The organism is Microlunatus sagamiharensis (genome assembly GCF_900105785.1).
In the GTDB taxonomy this organism is placed as follows: domain Bacteria; phylum Actinomycetota; class Actinomycetes; order Propionibacteriales; family Propionibacteriaceae; genus Microlunatus; species Microlunatus sagamiharensis.
Genome location: NZ_LT629799.1, coordinates 158,459 through 182,791 on the forward strand (window position 1 = coordinate 158,459; position 24,333 = coordinate 182,791).

At 74.5% G+C, this 24,333-nt stretch carries 24 protein-coding genes; 10 read left to right on the plus strand and 14 right to left on the minus strand.

Annotation, left to right across the window (positions count from 1 at the left end):
- Positions 1 to 15 precede the first annotated feature (15 nt).
- The 4 genes from BLU42_RS00725 to BLU42_RS00740 are packed head-to-tail and all read right to left on the minus strand — an operon-like array spanning position 16 to position 3,020.
- The gene (locus BLU42_RS00725; RefSeq protein WP_091072325.1) at positions 16 to 915 is read right to left on the minus strand and encodes an ABC transporter permease; all 900 of its coding nucleotides are present in this window, start codon (positions 913 to 915) and stop codon (positions 16 to 18) included.
- Positions 902 to 1,876 carry an ABC transporter ATP-binding protein gene (locus BLU42_RS00730; RefSeq protein ID WP_091072328.1) on the minus strand — a complete coding sequence of 325 codons (975 nt, stop codon included), beginning with the start codon at positions 1,874 to 1,876 and terminating at the stop codon, positions 902 to 904. Before BLU42_RS00730 ends, BLU42_RS00725 begins: the two co-directional genes overlap by 14 nt.
- A gap of 41 nt (positions 1,877 to 1,917) precedes the next feature.
- Positions 1,918 to 2,469 (minus strand): LolA family protein, encoded by a 552-nt coding sequence (locus tag BLU42_RS00735; protein ID WP_091072330.1) that lies wholly within the window; start codon positions 2,467 to 2,469, stop codon positions 1,918 to 1,920.
- A gap of 38 nt (positions 2,470 to 2,507) precedes the next feature.
- Entirely contained in the window at positions 2,508 to 3,020 is a 513-nt protein-coding gene (locus BLU42_RS00740; RefSeq protein WP_091072333.1) for a LolA family protein, read from the minus strand.
- A 96-nt stretch (positions 3,021 to 3,116) separates the two neighbouring features.
- Here BLU42_RS00740 and BLU42_RS00745 point away from each other — a divergent pair, with 96 nt between their 5' ends.
- From BLU42_RS00745 to BLU42_RS00755, 3 genes are all read left to right on the plus strand, one after another.
- The gene (locus tag BLU42_RS00745) at positions 3,117 to 3,773 is read left to right on the plus strand and encodes a response regulator transcription factor (protein WP_091072335.1); all 657 of its coding nucleotides are present in this window, start codon (positions 3,117 to 3,119) and stop codon (positions 3,771 to 3,773) included.
- 4 nt (positions 3,774 to 3,777) lie between these two features.
- On the plus strand, positions 3,778 to 5,175 hold the full coding sequence (locus BLU42_RS00750; protein WP_231918374.1) for a sensor histidine kinase: 1,398 nt from the start codon (positions 3,778 to 3,780) through the stop codon (positions 5,173 to 5,175).
- Positions 5,176 to 5,390: 215 nt separating this feature from the next.
- Positions 5,391 to 5,930, plus strand: coding sequence for a peptidase (locus BLU42_RS00755; protein ID WP_091072337.1), 540 nt, complete (start codon positions 5,391 to 5,393; stop codon positions 5,928 to 5,930).
- Positions 5,931 to 5,934: 4 nt separating this feature from the next.
- On the opposite strand, the gene BLU42_RS00760 is transcribed toward BLU42_RS00755, so the two are convergent.
- On the minus strand, positions 5,935 to 6,654 hold the full coding sequence (locus BLU42_RS00760) for a hypothetical protein (RefSeq protein ID WP_091072340.1): 720 nt from the start codon (positions 6,652 to 6,654) through the stop codon (positions 5,935 to 5,937).
- An 83-nt stretch (positions 6,655 to 6,737) separates the two neighbouring features.
- Here BLU42_RS00760 and BLU42_RS00765 point away from each other — a divergent pair, with 83 nt between their 5' ends.
- A complete protein-coding gene (locus tag BLU42_RS00765) occupies positions 6,738 to 8,420 on the plus strand; it encodes an ABC-F family ATP-binding cassette domain-containing protein (protein WP_091072344.1) in 1,683 nt (560 codons plus the stop codon).
- 19 nt (positions 8,421 to 8,439) lie between these two features.
- Here the strand turns inward: BLU42_RS00765 and BLU42_RS00770 are convergent, their stop codons facing one another.
- The 7 genes from BLU42_RS00770 to BLU42_RS00795 form a co-directional block, all read right to left on the minus strand.
- A complete protein-coding gene (locus BLU42_RS00770) occupies positions 8,440 to 10,395 on the minus strand; it encodes an HlyD family efflux transporter periplasmic adaptor subunit (protein ID WP_091072348.1) in 1,956 nt (651 codons plus the stop codon).
- The gene (locus BLU42_RS00775; RefSeq protein ID WP_091072351.1) at positions 10,388 to 11,308 is read right to left on the minus strand and encodes a DUF5666 domain-containing protein; all 921 of its coding nucleotides are present in this window, start codon (positions 11,306 to 11,308) and stop codon (positions 10,388 to 10,390) included. The genes BLU42_RS00770 and BLU42_RS00775 overlap by 8 nt, the downstream gene beginning before the upstream one ends.
- Positions 11,309 to 11,357: 49 nt before the next feature.
- Positions 11,358 to 11,735: an ABC transporter permease gene (locus BLU42_RS21225; RefSeq protein ID WP_231918375.1), complete on the minus strand. Its 378-nt coding sequence runs from the start codon at positions 11,733 to 11,735 to the stop codon at positions 11,358 to 11,360.
- On the minus strand, positions 11,678 to 12,634 hold the full coding sequence (locus BLU42_RS00780) for an ABC transporter permease (protein WP_231918376.1): 957 nt from the start codon (positions 12,632 to 12,634) through the stop codon (positions 11,678 to 11,680). The genes BLU42_RS21225 and BLU42_RS00780 overlap by 58 nt, the downstream gene beginning before the upstream one ends.
- Positions 12,631 to 13,359 carry an ABC transporter ATP-binding protein gene (locus BLU42_RS00785; protein ID WP_269458024.1) on the minus strand — a complete coding sequence of 243 codons (729 nt, stop codon included), beginning with the start codon at positions 13,357 to 13,359 and terminating at the stop codon, positions 12,631 to 12,633. Before BLU42_RS00785 ends, BLU42_RS00780 begins: the two co-directional genes overlap by 4 nt.
- A 77-nt stretch (positions 13,360 to 13,436) precedes the next feature.
- The gene (locus BLU42_RS00790) at positions 13,437 to 14,771 is read right to left on the minus strand and encodes an efflux RND transporter periplasmic adaptor subunit (protein ID WP_091072357.1); all 1,335 of its coding nucleotides are present in this window, start codon (positions 14,769 to 14,771) and stop codon (positions 13,437 to 13,439) included.
- Positions 14,772 to 14,995: 224 nt separating this feature from the next.
- Positions 14,996 to 16,351 (minus strand): citrate synthase, encoded by a 1,356-nt coding sequence (locus tag BLU42_RS00795; RefSeq protein ID WP_091072359.1) that lies wholly within the window; start codon positions 16,349 to 16,351, stop codon positions 14,996 to 14,998.
- Between the two features lie 262 nt (positions 16,352 to 16,613).
- Between BLU42_RS00795 and rplM the strand changes: the two genes are divergently transcribed.
- From rplM to BLU42_RS00815, 4 genes are read left to right on the plus strand one after another with little or no spacing between them, the layout of a single operon-like run.
- Positions 16,614 to 17,075 (plus strand): 50S ribosomal protein L13, encoded by a 462-nt coding sequence (rplM, locus tag BLU42_RS00800; protein WP_091072362.1) that lies wholly within the window; start codon positions 16,614 to 16,616, stop codon positions 17,073 to 17,075.
- 41 nt (positions 17,076 to 17,116) lie between these two features.
- Entirely contained in the window at positions 17,117 to 17,614 is a 498-nt protein-coding gene (gene rpsI, locus BLU42_RS00805) for a 30S ribosomal protein S9 (RefSeq protein ID WP_091072365.1), read from the plus strand.
- Between the two features lie 45 nt (positions 17,615 to 17,659).
- Positions 17,660 to 19,012: a phosphoglucosamine mutase gene (gene glmM, locus BLU42_RS00810; protein ID WP_091072369.1), complete on the plus strand. Its 1,353-nt coding sequence runs from the start codon at positions 17,660 to 17,662 to the stop codon at positions 19,010 to 19,012.
- A gap of 28 nt (positions 19,013 to 19,040) precedes the next feature.
- The gene (locus BLU42_RS00815; protein WP_091072372.1) at positions 19,041 to 20,465 is read left to right on the plus strand and encodes a sensor histidine kinase; all 1,425 of its coding nucleotides are present in this window, start codon (positions 19,041 to 19,043) and stop codon (positions 20,463 to 20,465) included.
- Positions 20,466 to 20,652: 187 nt separating this feature from the next.
- Here BLU42_RS00815 and BLU42_RS00820 read toward each other — a convergent pair whose 3' ends face one another.
- Both BLU42_RS00820 and coaA read right to left on the minus strand, forming a co-directional pair.
- On the minus strand, positions 20,653 to 20,856 hold the full coding sequence (locus BLU42_RS00820; protein WP_091072377.1) for a hypothetical protein: 204 nt from the start codon (positions 20,854 to 20,856) through the stop codon (positions 20,653 to 20,655).
- 114 nt (positions 20,857 to 20,970) lie between these two features.
- Entirely contained in the window at positions 20,971 to 21,945 is a 975-nt protein-coding gene (gene coaA, locus BLU42_RS00825; RefSeq protein ID WP_231918377.1) for a type I pantothenate kinase, read from the minus strand.
- Between the two features lie 118 nt (positions 21,946 to 22,063).
- On the opposite strand from coaA, the gene glmS reads away from it, so the two are divergent.
- Together glmS and BLU42_RS00835 are read left to right on the plus strand one after the other, a co-directional pair.
- Positions 22,064 to 23,956: a glutamine--fructose-6-phosphate transaminase (isomerizing) gene (glmS, locus tag BLU42_RS00830; RefSeq protein ID WP_091072384.1), complete on the plus strand. Its 1,893-nt coding sequence runs from the start codon at positions 22,064 to 22,066 to the stop codon at positions 23,954 to 23,956.
- Positions 23,953 to 24,303 (plus strand): holo-ACP synthase, encoded by a 351-nt coding sequence (locus tag BLU42_RS00835; RefSeq protein WP_091072388.1) that lies wholly within the window; start codon positions 23,953 to 23,955, stop codon positions 24,301 to 24,303. Before glmS ends, BLU42_RS00835 begins: the two co-directional genes overlap by 4 nt.
- Positions 24,304 to 24,333 lie beyond the last annotated feature (30 nt).

The window sequence follows — 24,333 nt, forward strand, 5'->3', positions numbered from 1 at the left end:
GCGGGGCCTCCGGACCTAGCTGGTGATGTCTTTGCTGCCGAACCGCGCCCAGGCCGCCGTCATGAACACGGCGGCGTACGCGAGCGCGACGAGCAGGCCCTGCCCGATGGCGTCGGTGGCCATGGGGTCGCGCAGCAGGTCGCCGAAGGCGGCCCAGTGGTCGACGAGCAGGAACGGGTGCAGCCAGGAGATCTGCGGGATCTGGTCGAGGATGAACATCAGCACGTTCACGCCGATGGTCGCGACGATCGCCGCGATCGGCTGCTCGGTCAGCGTCGAGACGAACATCCCGATCGCGCCCAGCGCGGCGAAGCACGCGCTCAGGTAGAGCACGCTCAGCGCCAGCCGACCGACCCCGTCGAGCAGGCTCGTCGTCGTCCCCGACAGCAGGACCACGTCCCCGCCGCCGAAGAGCGCGAGGCCCGCGACGACGCCGGCCAGCGCGACGAGGGCGGTGGCGACGAGCCCGAAGATCACGACGGCCGCGTACTTGGTCAGCAGCAGCCGCGTACGTCCCGCCGGGATGGTGAGCAGGTAGCGCAGCGTCCCCTGGTTGGCCTCGCCGGCGATCGCGTCGCCGGACGCGGCCGCGACGGCGAGCGGGAGGAAGAGGGGCAGCTCCGCGGCCAGCGCGGCGAAGGCGACGAACAGACCGTTGCTGGTGATCGCCTCGAAGAAGCCGGGCCCCCCGCCGCCCTGGTCGCCGTCCGAGGACAGCTTGATCGCGACGGCGAGCAGCACCGGGATCGCCGCCAGCACGGCGAGCAGCGCTACGTTGCGGCGCCGGCCGAAGATGATCGACAGCTCCGAGCGCAGGAACCGCAGCGGCAGCGCCCGGCCCGTGCGGGGGACGTCACGGTCGGGCCGACCGCCCACGAGCAGGTCGGTCCCGCCCGTCGTGCTAGCCGCTGACATCGAAGCCCTCCCCGGTCAGGGACACGAAGACGTCCTCCAGCGAGGGCCGGACGACGGTGAAGCCGAGCACGGGGACGTACGCGTCGACGAGCGCGGGGACGATCTTGGCCACCTCGACCTCGCCGAGCCGCGCGGACACGTGGCCGCCCGAGGGCCGCACGTCGGTGAGGCCGAGGCCGCGCAGGGCGGTCGCGGCGTCGTCGACGCGGTCGGTCTCGACGCGCACGGCCTGGTCGACGCTGCGAGCCTGGTCGTGCATCGCCTCGATGGTGCCCTGTGTGACCAGCCTGCCCTCGAACATCACGCCGATGTGGGTGCACATCTGGTCGACCTCGCTCAGCAGGTGGCTGGAGACGAGGACGGTGGTGCCGTCGGCCGCCAGCTCCTCGACGAGGTGACGCACCTCGCGGGTGCCCTGCGGGTCGAGGCCGTTGGTCGGCTCGTCGAGCACGAGCAGGTCGCGCGGCACGAGCAGCGCGTTCGCGATGGCCAGCCGCTGGCGCATGCCGAGGGAGTACGCGCGGAAGCGCTTCGTCGCCGCGGGCAGCAGGCCCACGCGGTCCAGCGCGGCGTCGATGCGCGCGGGCGCGGTCCGGGCGTCGCTGTGCGGGTCCGCGGCGTCGAGGCGCGCGAGGTTGGCGCGGCCGGAGAGGTACGGGTGGAAGGCCGGGCCCTCGACCAGCGCACCCACGCGGCGCAGGGTGCGGGAGGCACCGCCCGGCATCGGCTCGCCAAGCACCTCGATCTCGCCCGACGTGGCGCCGATCAGCCCGAGCAGCATCCGGATGGTCGTGGTCTTGCCGGACCCGTTCGGCCCGAGGAAGCCGTACACCGCCCCGGCGGGCACCTCGAGGTCGATCGCGTCCACCGCGGTCTGGTGGCGGAAGCGCTTGGTCAGGGCACGGGTCCGGACCGACGCGGGGGAGGAACCCCGCGCCGGTCCGGTCACGTCCGCGCTCATCCGCGGGTCCTGCTCGCCGTCTGGATGTCGTCGCTGCGCGCTCAGCGGGCGAGCGCCTGGGACAGGGTGTCGCCGTTCACGGCGCCGACCGCGAGGCGGCCGTCGTCGGTGAGGATCGCGGTGACGACCGTGCCGTCGAGCTCGCGCCCGGTGCCCCACGAGCCGGAGACCGGCTTGAGCTGGGACAGGAAGCCCTTGAGCGTCGGGTCGCTGCTCGAGGTCGCCCCGCTGGGGAGCTTCGTGACGACGACGGTGCTCCAGCCCTCGCCGACCGTGGTGGTGTCGCGCTCGGCCTGGGCCTTGCGGGACTCGAGCTCCTTCTTCTGCGCGGCGGTCGGCTCCTTGCGCTCGGGGACCGCCTTCTCGGTGACCTTGGTGCCCTCGGGCGGGTTGAAGGCGAACATCCGCGCGTCCGGCTGGCCGAAGGCGATGTCGGTGTACGACACGTCGAGCGCGGTCTTGTCGTCCGGCCCGAAGACCTGCACGCGCAGCGGCGTGTAGTTCTCGCCGTCCACGGCGACGCGGACCTGCTTGACCAGCGTGGCGCTGTCGCGCGGGGTCAGCACGAGGTCGTACGCGGCCCGCCCGGCCACGGTGACCTCGGGGTCGACGCGGACGTCGGTGGTGGGCGTCAGCTTGGCCAGGACCTCCGTCGCGGCCTCCTGCGGCGTCTGCGGCGCGCCCTCGGGGCCTTGCGCTCGCCCGCCCCGGCCTCGTCGCGGGCCGGCAGCGTGGTCTTGGTCGCGGTCTTCTTGCGGCTGTCGTAGGTCCAGACGTCGGTGCCGTTGGTGACGACGTCGGTCTCGGCGTACTGGTCGTTCACCGCGACCCGGGCCTGGTCGGGGGCGCCGTACCAGACGCGCATCGTGTGGCTGCCCGACAGCAGCGAGGTCAGCTTGCCGCCGGGGCTGTCGCTGCCGCCCGGGATCGCCGGGATGCCGAGGTCGGCGTTCTGCACGACGGTGCCGGAGAGCCCGTCGACCTTCGACTCCGACACCTTGACCAGCAGGTCCTGCGCGGAGATCTGGGGCAGCGGCGCCTTGGCGTTGGCGCGTGTGGTGGCGAGGAAGGTCGCGAGGACCACCAGCAGGACGGCGAGGGGGACCAGCCAGCGCAGGGCCGGTCGGGCGGTGAGCGTGCGCATGCTCAGAGTCTGCAAGCCCTCCGCTGTCAGGAGGCTGAGAAGTCGGGCGCCGCTCGCTGGGGCGCTCCGGTCGACGGCACCGGTGACACTGGTGCCATGCGGTTGCTGCTCGTCGACGACGAACCCGGGCTGCGCTCCGCCCTGCGCAAGGGGCTGGGGGCCGACGGGTTCGCGGTCGACGTGGCCGCCGACGGGGCCGAGGGGCTCGCGCTGGCGAGCAGCGAGACGTACGACGCCGTCGTGCTCGACGTGATGCTGCCGCGGCTCTCGGGCTACGAGGTCGTGCGGCGGCTGCGGGCGGCGGACAACTGGGTGCCGGTGCTGATGCTGTCGGCCAAGGACGGCGAGCACGACCAGGCCGACGCGCTCGACGACGGGGCGGACGACTACCTGACCAAGCCCTTCTCGTACGTGGTCCTGCTGGCCCGGCTGCGGGCGCTGCTGCGCCGCGGGGCGGCCGCGCGGCCGACCGTGCTCGAGGTCGGGCAGGTGCGCCTCGACCCGGCCAGCCACGAGGTGACGGTGGCCGGGGAGCCGGTCGAGCTGACGAGCCGGGAGTTCGCGCTGCTGGAGTACCTCGCGCGCCACGCGGGGCGCGTGCTGACCAAGACCGAGCTGCTGGACCACGTCTGGGAGGCCGCGGCGGAGACCGCGCCGAACGCCGTCGAGGTCTACGTCGGCTACGTCCGGCGCAAGATCGGCGCGGAGCGGCTGGTCACCGTGCGCGGCGCGGGCTACCGCCTGGTCGGCTGAGGTGGTGCGTCCCCTCGCGCCCGGCCGGCCGCGGCTGGGGCTGCGGACGCGGCTGCTGCTCATCGGCGTCACCGGCGTCGCCCTGGCGCTGCTGGTCGGGGGCGTCGGCTTCTACCAGGCGCTGCGCGTCTCGACCGACCGCACGCTCGACCGGGAGGCGCTGTCGAGCGCGCACGAGGTCGCCGCGCTCGTGGACGAGGGCCGGCTGCCCGACGCCCTGCCCAGCTCGGGCGCGCAGCTCGTGCAGGTCGTCGACGCGCGCCAGCGGGTGCTCGCCGCCTCGCTCGGCGCGGACCGCCTCGTCCCGGTGCTCGACCCGGCCCAGCTGCAGGGCGCGCTCGCCGGGGAGGCGGTGCTGGTCGACGGGGCGCGGTTCGGCTCGTCCGGGCCGCTCCGGATCAGGGCTGTCGCCGCCGGGGCGGCGGACGACCCCGTGTCGGTGATCGTCGCGGTGCAGGTGGGCGACGTGCTGGCCGCGCGCCGGGCGCTGCGGGCGGGCCTGCTGGTGGTGTTCCCGGCCGTGCTGCTCGTCATGGCCGCCGTGGCCTGGGTGGCCATGGGGCGGACGCTGCGCCCGGTCGAGGCCCTGCGGGCGGGTGCGGAGCGGATCGGGACGCCGCCGGTCGAGGCGGGCCCGGGTGCCGACCCCGACGCCCGGCTACCGGTGCCGCCCGCGGCCGACGAGATCCGGGCGCTGGCGCTGACCCTCAACGGCATGCTCGACCGGCTGGCGGCGGCCCGCGACCGGCAGCGCGCCTTCGTCGCCGACGCGGCCCACGAGCTGCGCAGCCCGCTGGCGAGCATGCGGGTGCAGCTCGAGGTCGCGGAGCGGCTGGGGGAGGGCGGCGACCTGCCGGCCGAGCTCGCGCCCGACCTCGAGCGGCTCTCGGCCCTGGTCGAGGACCTGCTGCTCCTGGCCCGCAGCGGCGCCGACAGCCCGGTGCCCGCGCACCCCGAGCGGGTCGCGGTGGGCGCCCTCCTCGCCGAGGTCGCGGCCGACGCGCCGGGGCGCGAGGGCGTCCTCGTCGAGCCCGCCGAGGTCACGGCTGACCTCGCGGTCCGCGCCGACCCGGCCGAGCTGCGCCGCGTCCTCCTGAACCTCACCACCAACGCCGTGCGCCACGCGAGCTCTCGGGTCCGTCTCGACGCGCTCGCCGGGCCGGAGGGGCAGGTGCTGCTGCGGGTCACCGACGACGGTCCCGGCATCCCCGCGGGGGAGCGCGAGCGTGTCTTCGAGCGCTTCGCTCGCCTCGACGACGCCCGCGACCGCGACGCCGGTGGCTCCGGGCTCGGGCTGCCCATCGCCCGCGAGCTCGTCGCCCGGGCGGGGGGCTCGATCGCGCTGACCGGCGCCCCCGGCGGTGGCCTGCGTGCCGAGGTGCGGCTGCCCGCAGCGCCGTGACCGCCGAATCAAGCGCCAGTCGGGCTGGCCAGGCCCTGGACACGAGTAGACGTCGAACTGGCGCTTGATTCTGCGGTGCAGCCGACCGTCGGCGGGTCGCGCGACGGGCGGGGCGCTTGTTACAACTCGGTCGTGGTGCGCGCCGCGTCTTGTGGCCGGGTCCGGCGCGATGCAGTCTGAGGTCTCGCACCACCGCCGCGTGGGAGGAGTCGTCCATGACCAGCTCCGAGGGTTCGCCCCGACCGTCGATCGAGGTCGCCCCGCTGCAGTCGCGCGGATCGCTCTACGGCTTCCTGCTCATGGGTCGCTGGCCCGACGACACCGTGGAGTGGGCGAAGTTCCTCGTGCTCGCCGTGCGGATGGCCGCCGTGCCCGGCCTGCTCGGGACGAGCACCGTCTTCCGCGTCCGCGAGGAGCTGCCGGAGGACCCGCAGCCCGGGGCCGTGGGCCTCGTGGTGGCCGAGGGCTCGCTGATCGGCAGCAACCCGCTGCGCCCCGGTCAGTTCGCCGAGAGCACGCCGCCCGGCCTGCTGGTCCTGCACCCGCCGGGCAGCACGCCGCGGGCGGTCCCCGAGTACGAGGTCGCCTCCGGCTGCGTCTTCCTCCCCGGCCTGCCGCACCTCGGGCTCGACCACCGCGCGGCCTGGGTGCAGGCCGACGTCGAGGGCACCGTCACCCGCCTCGACACGCGGACCGGCCTCGACCCCTCGGGCAACGCCGACACCGCGGCGCTGGCCCTGCTGCTCGCGGCCTGACGGCTCAGGCGGTGCCGGTCACCGCTTCCGCAGGCGCCGGCCGGCGCCTGCGTCCGGACAGGATTAGGACCGCGATCCCGGCCAGGGCGGTCGCGACCACCGTGGGTGTCCCGGTCCACGGCGGGGTGTCCCAGTCCGCCTCGCTGATCGTCACCATGAGTGAGTAGTCGGCCGCGAAGGCGACGAAGCCCACGGCCGCAGGCCCGCACAGGGCGAGGGCCGCCCGGGCCCGGTCGCGCGCGCTGCCGGCGTCCTGGACGAGGACCAGCACGAGCGTCAGCAGCACGCTGAGGCCGAGGACGAGCTGCACGGGCGTGAACACCCGGTCCATCGCCCCGCTGCGCGGCTGGAGGCCGAGGACGGCGACGAGGAGCACCAGGCCGAGGGTGAGCGCGCCGGCCGCGCGCGTCGAGCGCCGCCACGTCCTGCTCAGCAGGACGACGGCCCAGGACGCCGCGACCAGCAGGGCGAGGGCCAGGCCGAACAGCGCCTCCGGCCGGAACGGGCCCTTGCCGTCGGGGTAGAGGAACGAGAAGCCGTCGTCCATGGCCTGCAGGCAGGCGTCACCGAGGACGGGGCCGGGGTCCTCGGCGTAGACCCAGTCGGCCGTGCTGACCTGCGGGCCGGTGCACGCGCGCCAGTGCAGCCACACGGCGCCCGAGCTGGCGAGTGCGCCGAGCACCAGGAGGACCCCGACCACGACCCACCGCCACTGCCCGCGCACGCCCGGACGCTAGCCGAGCGCAACCGCGTACGGGCCAGGAACGCGGATGACGTGCGGCCCGGCGACGCCTACGCTTCCCGCCCGTGGGACACGTCGAGCTGTCGGGGATCGGGTACGACCTGCCGGACGGGCGGCCGTTGCTCCACGACGTGTCCTTCCGGGTCGGCGACGGGGCGGTGGTCGCGCTCGTCGGACCCAACGGCGCGGGCAAGACCACGCTGCTGCGCATCGTCTCCGGCGACCTCGAGCCCACGGAGGGCACCATCAGCCGCAGCGGCGGGCTCGGCGTCATGCGGCAGTTCATCGGCTCCCTCCGCGACGGGAGCACGGTCGCCGACCTGCTCTTCTCCGTCGCCCCCGAGCGGCTCCGCGACGCGCACGCGGCCGTGGAGGCGCTCGAGCTGGAGCTCATGGAGGACGACACCGAACCCGTGCAGATGCGCTACGCCACCGCGCTGTCGGAGTACGCCGACGCCGGCGGCTACGAGACCGAGGTGCGCTTCGACGCATGCTGCACGGCCGCGCTCGGGATGCCGTACGACCGGGCGCGCTGGCGCGAGGTCGGCACGCTGTCGGGCGGTGAGCAGAAGCGGCTGGCGCTGGAGGCGCTGCTGAGCGGGCCCGACCAGGTGCTGCTGCTCGACGAGCCGGACAACTACCTCGACGTGCCGGGCAAGCGCTGGCTCGAGGCGCAGCTGCGGGCGACGCCCAAGACGGTGCTGCTGGTCAGCCACGACCGCGAGCTGCTCGCCGAGTCCGCCACGGCGATCGCCGCGCTCGAGCTCGGCGCGGCGGGCAACACGGTCTGGGTGCACGGCGGCGGGTTCGCGACCTTCGCCGACGCGCGGGCCGAGCGCTTCGCCCGGCTCGAGGAGCTGCGCCGGCGCTGGGACGAGGAGCACCAGAAGATCCTCGACCTGGTGCAGATGTACAAGGTCAAGGCCGAGTTCAACGACGGGCTGGCCAGCCGGCTGCAGGCGGCGCGGACCCGGCTGGCCAAGTTCGAGGAGGCCGGTCCGCCCGAGGCGACCCCGCTCGAGCAGAAGGTCACGATGCGGCTGTCGGGCGGGCGTACGGGCAAGCGCGCGGTCGTCGTCTCCGACCTCGAGCTGACCGGGCTGATGCGGCCCTTCAGCACCGAGATCTGGTTCGGCGACCGGGTCGGCGTGCTCGGCTCGAACGGCTCGGGCAAGTCGCACTTCCTGCGCCTGCTGGCGCGGGGCGGTTCGCTGCCGGACCGCGAGCACGAGCCGGTCGGCTGGCTCGACATCCCCCCGGTGGCGCACACCGGCCAGGCGCGGCTCGGCGCGCGCGTCCGCCCGGGCTGGTTCGCCCAGACCCACGCGCACCCCGAGCTGACCGGCCGCACGCTGCTGGAGATCCTGCACCGCGGCGACGAGCACCGGCAGGGGATGGGCCGCGAGCTGGCCTCGCGCAAGCTCGACCGCTACGAGCTCGCGCACGCCGCGGAGCAGCGCTTCGAGTCGCTCTCGGGCGGCCAGCAGGCGCGGTTCCAGATCCTGCTGCTCGAGCTGTCCGGCGCGACGCTGCTGCTGCTCGACGAGCCGACCGACAACCTCGACCTGGCCTCGGCCGAGGCGCTGGAACAGGGCCTCGACGCGTTCGAGGGCACGGTGGTCGCGGTGACCCACGACCGGTGGTTCTCCCGCAGCCTGGACCGCTTCCTGGTCTTCGGCTCCGACGGCGGCGTGTACGCCTCCGACGAGCCGGTGTGGGACGAGGCGCGGGTCGCCCGAGCCCGCTGAACGTCCGCCCCGCCCTCGGTCAGCGGCCGGCCCGTGGGGCGCCTCCTGCTCCCGGGCCGAAGCCGCCCCCGCCGCCGAGGGCCCGCGCCCCCTGGCCGGCGCTGGTGGTGGGCAGTGCCGCCGTGGTGTCGGCGACGACGAGCACCTGGCCGGGGGTCAGGCCGTCGGTGACCTGGACGGTGCTCGTCCCGACGACACCGAGGGTGACCTGCGTCCGTGTCACGGCGCCGTGCGCGAGGACCTGGACGGTGCCGCTGCTCCCGTCCCGGGTGAGGGCCGAGACCGGCGCGACGGTCGCGTCAGCCGCGCTGGCCACGGTGACCACGGCCGTCGCGGTCGCCCCCGTCGGCAGGGTGCGGGCGGCGCGCCCGGAGGCGGTGACGGTGACCGGGTAGGTGGGCGTCGGCGTCGAGCTGTCGGGCAGCAGCCCGCGCTCGCTCACCCGGCCGGTGGCCGCGCCCCCGCCCGGCGTGGTGAGGGCGACAGCCTGCCCGACCTTCAGCAGTCGGTAGGACGCCTCCGGCACGGTCATCGCGACGGAGACCGACCCCGACCCGATGACCGTCACCGCGTCGCCGGTCGTCGCGGTGTCGCCCTTCGCGAACGGCACCGCGGCCACGGTGCCGCTGATGGGCGCGGTCATCGTCGCGCCGTCCCGTGCAGCCTCGGCGCTGTCGAGCGCCAGCTGCGCCTTGGTCACCGCGGCCCCGGCCTCGGCCACGGTCGTGGCCTGGCCGCCGCGGGCGGACGTCCCGCCCGCGCCGGAGCCTGCGCCCGCGCTGCTGCCGCCGGACGGCTGTCCACCGGACGAGCCGTGCGCCGCCGTGCTCCCGGCGCCGGCGCCCGAGGTGGAGCCGCCACCCGAGGTCGGGCCCCCCGAGCCGCCGGCCGACGCGCCCGAACCAGAACCCGAGCCGCCGGAGCCGCCCGCGCTGCTGCCCGTACGGGACGCGGCCGTGACCAAAGCGTTCACGGCGGTGTCGTAGGCCGTGCGCTGCGCGGCGTCCGCCTCCTGCGTCTCCTGGAGCCGGACCACGGCGGCGATGCACGCGGCGAGGGTGCGGGCGTCGACGGAGGGCACCGAGGACGGCGTGACCGTGCGGCCGGGCGTCGTGCTGGGTGTCGTGCCGGGTGTCGCCGACGGGCTCGGGGACGGCGTGGCCGTGCCGGTCGGGCTGGCCGATCCGCTCGGGCTGGCCGATGCGCTCGGGGAGGCCGTGGGGGAGGCGCTCGGCGTCACGGAGAGGGACGCGCAGGCCCGCCGCTCGGCCGCGAGCTGCTCGGCGGCCGTCCGCTCGAGGGCGTCGAGCCGGGCCTGGGCCTCGACGACCGTCCGGGCCAGGGTCGGCAACGACCCGGCGGGCAGGTCCCCTCCGGACCCGTGACCGGAGCCGGCGTGACCGGAGCCCCCGCCACCGGCGCCGGACCCGCTGCCACCACCGCTCCCGCCGGTCCCGGTCCCGCCCGCGCTCCGGGTCGGTGCGGGGCTGGGAGCCACGGTCGTGGCTCGGGCGCTGGCGACGGGGCTCGCCCGCGTCGCGCTCGCGGAGGGGCCGGCGGAGGCCGACGCGGACGCGGACGCCGACGCGCTGGCCGCGTCCTCGGCGTCGGCGAGCGTCACCCGGGCGTCCGCGAGGGTCTGCTCGGCCTGGAGCACGGCGGCCTCCAGCGCGGTGTCGTCGATCGAGGCGAGCGGGTCGCCGGCGTCGACCTCGTCGCCGACGGCGACGTCGACCTTCGTCACCCGTCCGGAGGCCGGGAAGCGCGCCGTCGCCTCCTTCACCTGCGCGACCGTGCCGCTGCCGTCGACCGTCTGGGTGACGGAGCCGGTGCCGACGGTGGTGGTCACGAAGCGGTCGGCCTCGGCGCCGGACGCGGTGCCCGCCCGGACCGCGAACCAGGCGACCACGGCCAGCACGAGGACCGCCGGCAGCCCCCAGGTCAGCCCGCGCCGCACGGCGGACCGGTCAGCCATGCGCGGTGGCGCCCTGGCCGGGCTGGGCGTCCTGGCCCGGCTGGCCGGTGCCGCCGCGCCGGCCCCCGAACGCCTGCGTGCAGGTCCCGTCAGACGCCGGCGCGCTCAGCCGGACCGTGGTCGCCGTGAGCGCGCCCGTGCCGCTGGTCCTCCCGGTCGCGGTGGCGCAGCGACCCACCGTCGCCGCCTTGGCGCTCGTCGTGGTGACCTGGGTCCAGGTGGTGCTCCCCGACGTCGTGACCGTGACGTCGGTGGTCGCGGTGCCGCCCGGCTCGCGTGCGGCCACGACGAACGTCGAGCCGTCGACCGAGGTGACCTTGCCGTCGGTGCCGCGGCCCGCGAAGCCGCTCGCGGTCCGGGCTCCCGAGGGAGCGCCGGACGGAGCCGCGCCGGAGGGCGCGCCGGAGGGACGACCACCGCCGTACGCCCCGCCGAACCCGCCGGTGCACGACCCGTCCACGGCGGGGCTGAGGGTGACCGAGGCGGCGGCGAGCGGACCGGTCGCGGGCGTCGCCGGCGCGGCGGGCGAGGCCGAGCCACCACCCGTGGTCCGTACGGCGGCGCACAGGCCGGTCTTGAGCGCGGACGGGCTCGCCTTCGTGGTCTCGGTGAACGTCGTGCTGCCGGTCCACGTCACCGCGGTCTGCTCCGAGGCGCTCTGCACCTGCAGGGTCTTGCCCGACACGGCCGCGACGAGCCCGGAGACACCCGGCGGGCGCTGGCCGTCGGCCCGTGACCCGCCCGTGCGCTGTCCGGCGGCGGCCGAGGGGTCGGACCCGGGCGTGCTGGCGTCCGGACCGCTGCAGCCCGCGAGGGTCAGCGTCAGGCCGGCGGTGGCCAGGGCGAGCAGCAGCACGGGGCGCCGGGCGCGGCCGGGACGCGGCCGGGTGCGGGACGTGGGGGAGGTGGGCACGGGATCTCCTGGAGAAGGTGGTGCGGAGGCAGCGGGAGGCGCGGCGACGTCAGTCGCTGCGCAGCGCGTCGATGGGGGCGAGCCGGGCTGCGCGCGAGGCGGGGTAGACGCCGGCGACGACGCCGACGACCAGGGCGACGCCGAGCGCGCCGAAGGACGCGGGCAGCGAGATGGCCACCGGCTGGTCGATCACGGACGGCAGCAGCACCGCGCCCAGGTAGCCGGTCCCGAGCCCGAGCACGCCGCCGGCGAGGCTGAGCAGGCAGGCCTCGGCGAGGAACTGGCGCCGGATCAGGGCGGGTGGCGCGCCGAGCGCCTTGCGCAGGCCGATCTCGCGGATCCGCTCCGAGACCGAGACCAGCATGATGTTCATGACGCCGATGCCGCCGACCAGCAGCGAGATCCCGGCGACGCCCGCGAGGAGCACCGTGAGCGTCCTCGACGTCGCCGTGGCGGCCTGCACGAGCGACTGCTGGCTGGTGATCGAGAAGTCCGCGGCCGCCGACCCGCCCGTGCCGCCGGTGGCCGTGGCCCCGGTGTCGTGCCGGGTCGCGAGGGCGGCGTACGCCTCCTGGTAGGCGCCGAGAGCCGGTCGCCCGAGGTGCCCTGCAGGTAGATCGACGACACCGAGCCCGTAGCCGTGGACCCCAGGACCTGGTCGGCGGTGCTCATCGGCAGCACGGCGAGGTCGTCCTCGTCGGTGCTGCCCGTGGAGCCGCTCGCGGCCAGCACGCCGACGACGGTGAACGCCGTGCCGCCGAGCGTGACCGTGCTGCCGACCCCGGGGCGCAGGCCGAGCTCGGAGACGGTGGTCTCGCCGAGCACGAGGACGTGGGCGGCGGTCGTCTCGTCCGCGGCGGTGAGGAAGCGCCCGCTGCCGAGCGTGCGGGCGCGGACGTCGAGCCAGTCCGGCGTGGTCGCGGTGACGCTGGTCGTCCAGGTCGTCGCGCCCTCGGTGAGCACGGCCGAGGTGGTCCGCACCGGTGCCACGTGCGCGACGTCGGGGGCGACGGCGGGGTCGGCGAGCGCCTGCGCGTCGGCGACCGTGAGCGTCGTCGCCGTGCCCCGCCCGCCGCGCACGCCGCCGGTCGTCGAGCTGCCGGGGGAGACGACGAGCAGGTTGCTGCCCAGGCTGTCGATCTGCTCGGCCACCTTCTGCTGCGCGCCCTGGCCCAGGCCGACGGTGAGCGTCACCGAGGCGATGCCGATCCAGATGCCGAGCACGGTCAGCAGCGACCGCGTCCGGTGGGTGCGGACCGACTCGAGCGCGATGCCGAGGGTCTCGCCGGGCCGTACGCGCGGAGCGCGCAGCGTCGTGGTGCTCACGTGCCGCTCGCCGCGGGCACCGGGGCGGCGTCGAGCAGGACGCCGTCGCGCACCGTCAGCGAGCGCCGCGCCGCGGCCGCGACGTCGAGGTCGTGGGTGATCAGCACGATCGTGCGGCCGGAGGTGTGGAGCTCCTCGAGCAGGCCCATGACGTCCTCGCTGGAGCGCGTGTCGAGGTTGCCGGTGGGCTCGTCGGCCAGGATCAGGGCGGGGTCGGTGACCAGCGCGCGGGCCACGGCGACGCGCTGCTGCTGGCCGCCGGAGAGCTCGCTCGGGCGGTGGTCCACGCGCTCCGCGAGCCCCACCCGGTCGAGCGCGGCGTGGGCGCGCTCGCGGCGCTCGGCCCGGGCGACGCCGGCGTACACCAGGGGCAGCTCGACGTTCCGCCAGGCCGACAGCGTCGGCAGCAGGTTGAACTGCTGGAAGACGAAGCCGATCCGGGTGTTCCGGACGGCGGCCAGCTCGGCCTCGGACAGGTCCTCGACGTCCACGCCGTCGAGCTCGTAGCGACCCGAGGTCGCCACGTCCAGGCAGCCCAGGATGTTCATCAGGGTCGACTTGCCGGAGCCCGAGGGCCCGATCACCGCCACGTACTCGCCGCGCCCGATGCGCAGGGTCACGTCGCGCAGGGCGTGCACCTCGGCGGCGCCGGTCGCGTACGTCTTGCTGATGCCCTCGAGCGCGACGACGACCTCGCTCGCGGGGGCGTCGTCGGCCTCGGGCAGCACCACGGGCGGTGGCGGCACCCGCGGTCCGGGCGCCGTGTCCTCCGTCCAGCCGAAGCCGCCGAGCACGTCCCCGCTCACCGGGTGCCCCCGTCCGTGCCGGCCCCGGTGCCGCCGGTCCGCCCGCTGGTGCCCGCGCCGCCCCCGCCGAAGCCGCCCCCGCCGAAGCCGCCCCCGCCGAACCCGCCGCCGCCGTAGCCCCCGCCCCCGGAGCCGCCGCCGCTCCCGGCGCGCCCCGACGGGTTGGACCCGGCGACGCGGCCGGGGACGGTGACGACGACCTGGTCGCCGTCGGCGAGGCCCTTCGTCACCTCGGTCGTGGCGCCGTAGCTGGTCCCGAGCGTGACGGGCGTCGCCACCCTCTGGCTGCCGACGAGCTTGGTGACGACCGTCTGGCCGTCGGCCGTGGAGACCGCGAGGGTCGGCACGGTGAGGACGTCGTCGCGCTGGCTGACGATGATCGAGACCGTCGCGGTCGCGCCGGCGTAGAGGTCCTTGCGCGTGCCGGTGACGTCGATCGTCACCGGGAAGGTCGCACTGCTGGCCGAGGTGCCGCCCTCTCCGGTGCCCGACCCAGCACCCGACCCGGTCGAGCCCGAGGTCCCGCTCGTGCCGGACGAGGCCATCACGGCCACCGAGGCGACCGTGCCGAAGACGGGCGTCGTGGACCCGTCGACCGTGACCTGGGCCTGCAGGCCCTTCGTGACCTTGGCCAGGTCCGCGCTGCCGACGCTCGCGTCGACGGTGTAGCGGTCGGTCGAGATGACGGTGACGGCGGTGCCCGACGCGCCGCTGCCGGACGACCCGCTGCCGCCGGCACCGGTCCCGGACGACCCCGACGAGCCCGAGGACCCGACGGTGTCGCCCTTCGCGACGTCGACCTCCGCGACCGTGCCCGCGAACGTCGCCCTGAGCTTCGCCGCGTCGACGGCGTCCTCGGCGCTGGAGACCGCGTTCTCGTCGACGGCGACCTCGGCCTTGGCGGCGTCCAGCTCCGCGGTCGTGGAGCTCGTGTCGTCCTGCGCCGTCGTGAGGGCGTCCTGCGCGGACCCCAGATCGGCGCGGGCGGCGTCGAGGTCGGCCTGCAGGTCGTCGTCGTCGAGGGTGGCGAGCACGTCGCCCTTCGCGACGTGGTCGCCGACCGCGACCTTCACCGAGGTCACCGTGCCGCCGGCGCCGAAGGCGAGGTCGGCGCGGCGGGCCGGCTCGACGGTGCCGGTGGCGCCGACCGTCTCCTTCACCGTCTGCCTGCTCACCGTGACGGTCCGCTCGGTCGCCGTCGGGGTCGAGGCGCCGCGGGTCATGCTCCAGGCCAGCGCGCCCCCGCCGCCGAGCAGGACGACCGCGGCCGCCAGGACCAGCCAGAGCCGACGCCGGCGGGGTCGGGCGCTCGTCGTTCGGCGTCGGGGCACGGGCACGTCCTCGCGGGCTCGGCGAGACGCGGACGGTCTCGGGGGTCGAGAGGATCGTGCTGAGCCTGGCTATGGGTCGACTGGTGCGGGGCTGTGCTGCCGCTGTGACCCGGGTGCCGCCGCCGACGGCACGCTCGCGTGCCGGCGACCGCCGGGCGCAGGCACGGAACCGCCCGGCAGGCACGAGGCCTGCCGGGCGGTCCCGGGCGTACGAGGGGTGCGGCTCAGCGCTCCGTCATGGGGACGAAGTCGCGGGTCCGGTAGCCGGTGTAGATCTGCTTCGGCCGCGCGATCTTCTGCTCCTTGTCCTGCACCAGCTCCGACCACTGCGCGAGCCAGCCCGGGGTGCGCCCGATGGCGAACAGCACGGTGAACATCTCCGGCGGGAACTGCAGGGCCTCGTAGATCAGGCCCGAGTAGAAGTCCACGTTGGGGTAGAGCTTGCGCTTGACGAAGTACTCGTCCTCGAGCGCGATCTTCTCCAGCTGCTGGGCGATCTCGAGCAGCGGGTTGACCCCGGTGACCTCGAAGACGTCGTCGCAGGCCTTCTTGATGATCGTCGCGCGCGGGTCGAAGTTCTTGTAGACCCGGTGCCCGAAGCCCATGAGCTTCTCCTTGCCCGCCTTCACCCCCTCGATGAAGCCGGGGATGTTGTCGACGGTGCCGATGCGGCGCAGCATCTTGAGCACCGACTCGTTCGCGCCGCCGTGCAGCGGGCCGTAGAGGGCGCCGATGCCGGCCGCGATCGCGGAGTACGGGTCGACCTGCGAGGAGCCGACCGAGCGGACCGCGTTGGTCGAGCAGTTCTGCTCGTGGTCGGCGTGCAGGATCAGCAGCACGTCGAGGGCCTTGACCAGGCGCGGGTCGGCCTCGTAGGTCGGCTCGCTCATCTTGAACAGCATCGCGAGGAAGTTCTCGACGTAGGAGAGCCGGTTGTCGGGGTAGACGTACGGCTTGCCCTGGTTGTGGCGGAAGGCCCAGGCCCCGAGCGTCGGCATCTTGGCGATCAGCCGGGTGATCTGCCGCTTGCGGTTCTCGGGGTCGGAGATCTGGTTGGCGTCGGGGTAGAACGTCGACAGCGCGCTCACCGAGGACATCAGCATGCCCATCGGGTGGGCGTCGTAGCGGAACCCCTGCATCAGCTGGCGCACGTTCTCGTGGAGGAACGTGTGGATCGTGACGTCGTGGGTGAAGGCGTCGAGCTCGGGCTGCGTCGGCAGCTCGCCGTTCAGCAGGAGGTAGGCCACCTCGAGGAAGGTCGAGTGCTCGGCGAGCTGCTCGATCGGGTAGCCGCGGTACTCGAGGATCCCGGCGTCGCCGTCGATATAGGTGACGGCGCTGCGCGTCGACGCGGTGTTCACGAACCCGGGGTCGTAGGTCGCCAGGCCCTGCCCGCCGACGCTGATCTGCTTGAGGTCGGCGGCGCGGATGGTGCCGTCGGTGATCTCCAGCTCGTACGTCTGGCCCGTGCGGTTGTCGGTCACGGTCAGGCTGTCGCGGCCGCTGCCCGCGGCGCCGGAGCCGTCGGCGGCGACCGGGTCCGTGCGGGGGGCCGGGGCGGCAGTCGTGGAGTCGGTCATGGTGACAATCTAGAAGGACGTCCACATAGTCTTGCGGGGTGGGCGGCGCACCGGCCGGGTGATCCCTGCCACGGCGACCGCCCGCCGGGCTCGTGGTTTTGACCACCCTTGCCGGGCGCGGGTATCTTGGACGGCTGTTGCGTCCGCGCACGTGTGAGTGCCGTGCCCGGCCTGCCGGCCAGGCGGATGCGCGAGCTCGACCGCACCGCACTGCACGAACGAACTTGATCCACCCACTGATCCGAGAGCTGGTCCACGACCCGTGTCCACGTACAGCCCCAAGCCCGGTGACCTCTCGAGGGACTGGCACGTCATCGACGCGTCCGACGTCGTCCTCGGACGGCTCGCCGTCCAGATCGCGACCCTCCTGCGCGGCAAGCACAAGCCGACCTTCGCGCCGCACGTCGACGGCGGCGACTTCGTCGTCGTGGTCAACGCGTCGAAGATCTCCCTCGGCGGCAGCAAGGGCACGGACAAGATCTACCACCGCCACTCCGGTCGCCCGGGTGGCCTGAAGTCGGTCCCCGCCGGCGAGCTGCTCGCCCGCGACCCGCGCAAGGTCGTCGAGCTCGCGGTCTGGGGCATGCTCCCCAAGAACCGCCTCTCGCGGCAGCTCATCAAGAAGCTCAAGGTCTACGCGGGCCCGGAGCACCCCCACACCGCCCAGCAGCCGCAGCCCTTCGCGATCACGCAGGTCGTGCAGCAGCAGCCCGCCGCGGTCTGACCAGACTCCCGACACCCAGATCTTCGACAGGAACTCCTGCAGTGACCGACACCACCACCGAGATCGCCCCCATCACCGAGGGTGACCGCGAGATCGCCTACCGCTCCGAGGCCAACCCCGGCGCCACCGCGGGCAACCGCCCGGCCGTCGTGGCCGCGGCCGGCGCCACCGGCCGCCGCAAGGAGGCGATCGCCCGCGTGCGCATCGTCCCGGGCAGCGGCCAGTGGACGATCAACGGCCGCGACCTCGAGAACTACTTCCCGAACAAGGTGCACCAGCAGATCGTCGAGGAGCCCTTCGGCACCGCCGCGGTGTCCGGCTCGTACGACGTCATCGCCCGCATCCACGGCGGCGGTGTCACCGGCCAGGCCGGTGCGCTGCGCCTCGGGATCGCCCGCTGCCTCAACGCCGTGGACGAGGAGGCGAGCCGCCCCGCGCTGAAGAAGGCCGGGATGCTCACCCGCGACGCCCGCATCAAGGAGCGCAAGAAGGCCGGTCTCAAGAAGGCCCGCAAGGCTCCTCAGTACTCCAAGCGCTGATCGCGCCTGCGGCGTCTCGTCCGTTTCGTCTGGTTGGGTGAGGGCGTGGGTCGTCTCTTCGGCACCGACGGGGTGCGCGGTCGTGCGAACGACGCGCTCACCGCCGAGCTCGCGCTCGACCTCGGTGTCGCGGCGGCCCACGTGCTCGCCGAGGCGGGCGAGTTCCGCGGCCACCGGCCCTTCGCGGTCGTCGGCCGCGACCCGCGCGCCTCGGGGGAGTTCCTCGAGGCGGCGGTCGTCGCCGGGCTCGCGAGCGCCGGCGTGGACGTCGTCCGGGTCGGCGTGGTGCCGACCCCGGGCGTCGCCTTCCTCACCGGCCGGCAGGGCGCCGACCTCGGCGTGATGCTGTCGGCGAGCCACAACCCGATGCCCGACAACGGCATCAAGTTCTTCGCCCGCGGCGGCGTCAAGCTCGACGACGCCGTGGAGGACATGATCGAGGCGCGGCTCCGCGAGCCCTGGGCCCGCCCCACCGGCGGCGGGGTCGGCCGGGTCCGCGACGAGCCGTCGCTCGTCGAGGCGTACGTCGCCCACCTGGTCTCCAGCGTGGGCACCCCGGTGAGCCTCGAGGGCATCAAGGTCGTCATCGACTGCGCGAACGGGGCCGCATTCGTCGCCGGCCCGGCCGCCTTCGAGGCCCAGGGCGCCGAGGTCGTCCGGATCCACGCCGAGCCCGACGGTCTGAATATCAACCGTGACTGCGGCTCGACCCACATGGACTCGCTGCGCGCGGCCGTCGTCGAGCACGGCGCCGACCTCGGCATCGCCCTCGACGGCGACGCCGACCGCTGCCTCGCGGTCGACGCCACGGGCCGCGTGGTCGACGGCGACCAGATCCTCGCCGTGCTGGCCCTCGCGCTGCGCGAGAGCGGCCGGCTCAAGAACGACACCGTCGTGGCGACGGTGATGAGCAACCTCGGGCTCCTGCAGGCGATGCGCCGCGCCGACGTCGCGGTCGAGCAGACCGCGGTCGGCGACCGCTACGTCCTCGAGGCGATGAAGGCCTCCGGGCACACCCTCGGCGGCGAGCAGTCGGGGCACGTGATCATGTCCGAGCACTCGACCACCGGCGACGGCGTCCTCACCGCCCTGCACCTCGCGAGCCGGATGGCGACCTCGGGCCGGAGCCTCGCCGAGCTAGCGGGCGTCATGCACCGCCTGCCGCAGGTGCTCGTCAACGTCTCCGGCGTCGACAAGGCCCGGGCCGGCACCGACGAGGGCCTCCTGGCCGCGGTCGCGCAGGCCCAGGCCGAGCTGGGCGACGCGGGCCGCGTGCTGCTGCGCCCGTCGGGCACCGAGGCCCTGGTCCGGGTGATGGTCGAGGCCGAGAGCTACGACGTCGCCGACTCGGTGGCGCAGGGCCTCTCCGAGGTGGTCCGCGATCGGCTGGCCCTGTGAGGCCACAGCCGCGCAGGACGCGGACGCGATGACCAGACCGGCGACCCCCGACGCCGGTCCTACCAAGTCGGGTCTCAGCCTGGAGCGCCGGGTCGGTCGCTTCACCCTGCTCATCGTCGCCCTGGCGGTCCTCGTCACCGGTCTCAGCGCTTACGCGGCCACCCGGGCGACCACGGTGAGGGCGATCGACGACGTCCTGGACGCGGCGGCCGCACAGGCGCTCCGCGGGCTCGGCCCCGATCCGTCGCCGGCGGCGGTCCGGCGCTACCTCTCCCGCAGCGCGGGCCTGGGCGTCGTCGTCACGACCGTCGTCTCGGCCGACGGGACGACCGTCGCCGGCCCCGGCGCCGGTGTGGTCCCGGTGGACGCCCAGGGGTTCCAGGTCGCCCGCACGGGGTCGGGCCTGCACCGGACGACGGTCCGGACGACGGCCGGGACCTTCCGCGTGCTCGTGCTCCCGATGGGGGACAGGCCTGGGCAGGCCCTGCTGGTGGCGCGCTCGCTCTCGACCATCCAGCAGATCCTGCAGGCGCTGGCCGCGTCCCTCCTCGTCTTCGGCCTCCTCAGCGTCCTCGCGGCGGGCGGGGTGGGCCGTCGGGTGGCCCGGGCCGGCGTGGCCCCGGTCAGGAGCCTCACGCGCGAGGTCGAGCAGCGGGCGGTGAAGGACGAGCTCTCGCCCGTGCGGGTCGAGCGGGACGACGAGCTCGGTCGCCTCGCGACGGCCTTCAACCACCTCCTCGAGACGATCGCCGTCTCCCGCGTGCGCCAGGCCCGCTTCGTCGCCGACGCGGGCCACGAGCTGCGCACGCCGTTGACCAGCATGCGCACCAACGTGGAGCTGCTGGTCGCCGACAGCCAGCGCGCGATGCTGCCCCCCGACGACCGGCTGACGATCATGCGTGACGTCCAGGCGCAGCTGGTGGAGTTCTCCACGCTGGTCAGCGACCTCGTCGGGTTGACCCGGGAGGACCGGACGGCGGCCGAGCTCGGCGACGTCGACCTCACGGCCGTGCTGGAGGAGGCGGTCGACCGGACGAGCATGCGGGCCACCGGGCTGCGCTGGCAGGTCGACCTCGACCCCGTGCACGTGAACGGTGACGCCGACCTGCTCGTCCGGGCGCTGGGCAACGTGCTGGACAACGCCGTGAAGTTCTCCCCGGTCGGGGGGACGATCACGGTCAGCCTGCATGGCGGGGAGATCCGCGTCGCGGACGAGGGCCGCGGGGTGGAGCCGGCGGAGCGCCCGTTCGTCTTCGACCGCTTCTACCGCGCTGAGGCGTCCCGGGCCACGCCCGGCACCGGGCTCGGCCTCGCGATCACCGAGTCCGTGGTGCACCAGCACGGCGGGACCGTGCTCGTGACCGACGCCCCGGGCGGCGGCGCGCTGTTCGTCGTGACCCTCCCGACCACGAAGCCGCGCACCGCTCTCGACGACGCGATGGGTGCCGTCTAGGTCGTGTTGATCAAGTCCCGGCAGGTGCTGACGGGGCATCCGCGCCCGGTCCGGCTAGCCGGAGGAGCGAGAGCGCAGCGGGCTGCGCCGAGCGAGGCCGGCGCAGCCGGTCGGGATGCGGGGCCTCGTCAGCGCCCGTCGGACTTGATCAACGCGACCTAGCTCACCTGGGCCCGGTCGCGTCGGGTCAGGGGGCCGTGACTGCCTGGAAGAGCTGGGCCACGCCGGGCAGGACGCCGAGCGCGGCGAGGACCAGGGCGACGACCACGACCACGAGGGTCAGCAGCAGCGAGAACGCGAGGACGCCGAAGGCGCCGAAGAACCCGGCCTTGAAGGCCGTGCCGGCGCTGAGCCGGGCGGGGGCCGGCTGCGGGACGTGCTCGTGGGCCATGGCCCCACCGTAGCCGCGGGGACCGGCACGGGTGCCCGGCGCGACGGTCCGTCGAGGGATTGTCCCTGAACTCGTACGAAGGCGGCGCGACCACCGACCCGCGGCCCCGGCGGCTCAGACCTTGCGGATCCGCACCCACTCGACGCGGTGGTCGGCGCCCTTGCGCAGGATCGCGGTGGCCCGCCCGCGCGTCGGCAGGATGTTCTCGTGCAGGTTCGGGCCGTTGATTGTGTCCCACAGGTGCTCGGCGCGCGCCACGGCCTGCTCCGACGTCAGCTCGGCGTAGCGGGTGAAGTACGAGCGCGGGTCGCGGAAGGCGGTCTCGCGCAGCGACAGGAAGCGCGAGACGTACCAGGAGCGGATCTCCGCCGCGTCGGCGTCGACGTAGACCGAGAAGTCGAAGAAGTCGCTGACGGCCAGCCCGTTCGTGCCGTCGGAGCGGGCGACGGCCGGCTGCAGCACGTTGAGGCCCTCGACGATGAGGATGTCGGGCGAGCTGATCGTCTGCCGCCGCCCGGGGACGATGTCGTAGACGAGGTGGCTGTAGACGGGCACCTCCACCTCGGGACGTCCTGACTTCACGTCCACCACGAACTGCAGCAGCGCGCGCCGGTCGTACGACTCCGGGAAGCCCTTGCGCTCCATCAGCCCCCGCCGCGCCAGCTCGGCGTTGGGGTGCAGGAAGCCGTCGGTCGTCACGAGCGCGACCTTGGGGTGGCCCGGCCAGGCGGCCAGCAGCTCGCGCAGCAGGCGGGCGGTCGTCGACTTGCCCACGGCCACCGAGCCGGCGATGCCGATCACGAACGGGGTGCGGCCCACCGAGAGGTGCAGGAAGTCGCCGGTGCTGCGGTGCAGCTCGCCGGTGAGGTCGACGTAGCGCGTGAGCAGCCCCGACAGCGGCAGGTAGACCTCGCGCACGTCCATCAGCGAGGTGGGGTCGTCGAGGCCGCGGAGCCGCTCGAGGGTCGCCGTGTCGAGGCTGAAGGCGTCGAGCGCGTCGCTCGCGGCGAGCGCCGCCCAGTCGGCCCGGCTGCGCTCCACGTACGGGCTGGAGGGGGCCTCGACGTCGAGCGCCTGCGACTGCGTCACGGTCGGCCAGAGTAGTGGCCGGTCGTGCGCGCGGAACCTCTCGCCACGGGGCGGGCGACGCGGCGGAGGATTCCTCCGGTTCCGGGCCGGGCCGCCGCGCTCCCGTAGGCTGCGCCGCATGTGCGGAATCGTCGGCTACGTGGGTCCGAGGCCGGCCCTCGGTGTCGTGGTCGAGGGGCTGCGCCGCCTCGAGTACCGCGGCTACGACTCTGCCGGCGTGGCCGTGGTCAGCGACGGGCGCGGTGCTGCCGAGGGGGGACGACCCCCCTCCGACCCCCCGACCAGGCGCATCCACGTGGCCAAGAAGGCCGGCAAGATCGCGAACCTCGACGCCGAGCTCGCGGCGCACGCGCTGCCCGCCGACGGGCTCGGTCTCGGCCACACCCGCTGGGCCACCCACGGCGGCCCGACCGACGTCAACGCGCACCCGCACGTGTCGGCCGACGGCCGGGTCGCCGTCGTGCACAACGGCATCATCGAGAACTTCGCGGCGCTGCGCACCGAGCTCGCCGAGGACGGCGTCACCTGCGTCTCCGAGACCGACACCGAGGTCGTCGCGCACCTGCTCGGCCAGCAGGTCTCGGCCGGGGTCGGGCTGCCCGAGGCGATGCGGCTCGTCTGCCACCGCCTCCAGGGCGCGTTCACCCTCGTCGCGGTCGACGCGCAGGGCCCTCGCCAGGTCGTGGCCGCACGACGGAACTCACCCCTCGTCGTCGGCGTGGGGGATGGTGAGAACTTCCTCGCCTCCGACGTCGCGGCCTTCATCGAGCACACCCGCGACGCGATCGAGCTGGGCCAGGACCAGGTCGTGGTGATCACCGACTCCGACGTCACGGTCACCGACTTCGACGGCGTGCCGGCCGACGTGCGCCCCTTCCACGTCGACTGGGACCTCTCGGCCGCGGAGAAGGGCGGCTTCGACTGGTTCATGCGCAAGGAGATCTACGAGCAGCCCAAGGCCGTCGCCGACACCCTTCTCGGGCGCCACGACGAGAACGGGCGCCTGACGCTGGACGAGGTGCGCATCTCCGAGGAGGAGCTGCGCCGCATCGACAAGATCATCATCATCGCCTGCGGCACCGCCTCGTACGCGGGCCTGGTCGCCAAGTACGCGATCGAGCACTGGACGCGCATCCCCTGCGAGGTCGAGCTCGCGAGCGAGTTCCGCTACCGCGACCCGATCGTGGGCCCGACGACCCTCGTCGTCGCCATCAGCCAGTCCGGCGAGACCGCGGACACGCTGATGGCCATCCGGCACGCCCGCGAGCAGCGCGCCCGCGTGCTGGCCGTGTGCAACACCAACGGCGCGACCATCCCGCGCGAGTCCGACGCGGTGATCTACACCCACGCCGGCCCGGAGATCAGCGTCGCCTCGACCAAGGGCTTCCTCACCCAGATCGTCGCCTGCTACCTGCTCGGGCTCTACCTCGCGCAGGTGCGCGGCACCAAGTTCGGCGACGAGATCGCCTCCACGATGGCCGAGCTCGCGGCGATGCCGGACGCGATCGCCTCGGTGCTGGAGGACATGGACCCGGTGCTCAAGCTCGCGGCCGACTTCGCCGAGGAGCGGGTGGTGCTCTTCCTCGGGCGCCACGTCGGCTACCCGGTGGCGCTCGAGGGCGCGCTCAAGCTCAAGGAGCTGGCCTACATCCACGCCGAGGGCTTCGCCGCCGGCGAGCTCAAGCACGGCCCGATCGCGCTCATCGAGGACGGGCTGCCGGTCTTCGTGGTGATCCCGCCGCGCGGGCGCGACATGCTGCACGACAAGGTCCTGTCCAACCTGCAGGAGGTCCGGGCGCGCGGTGCGCGCACGGTCGTGCTCGCCGAGGCCGACGACGACGAGGTGCTGCCGTACGCCGACGTGCTCGTCCCGCTGCCGAAGGTCTCGACCCTGCTGCAGCCGCTGCTCGCGACCGTGCCGCTGCAGATGTTCGCCTGCGAGCTCGCGACCCTCAAGGGCCACGACGTCGACCAGCCCCGCAACCTGGCCAAGTCCGTCACCGTCGAGTGATCGTCGGCGTCGGGATCGACGTCTGCGACGTCGAGCGGTTCGGCCAGACGCTGCAGCGGCGGCCCGGGCTCGTCGCGCGGCTGTTCACCCCCGCCGAGGCCGAGCGGCCGGTGGCGTCGCTGGCCGCCCGGTTCGCGGCCAAGGAGGCGCTGGCCAAGGCGCTCGGCGCCCCGCAGGGGATGTCGTGGCAGGACGCCGAGGTCGTGACCGACCCGACCGGACGGCCGACGTTCGTCGTGCGGGGGACCGTCGCCGCGCAGGCCGAGGCCGCCGGCATCACCTCGATCCACGTGAGCCTGTCCCACGACGCCGGCATCGCCTCCGCCGTCGTGGTCTGCGAGGGCTGACGTCGCGGAGCCTTCCGGACGACTCGATAG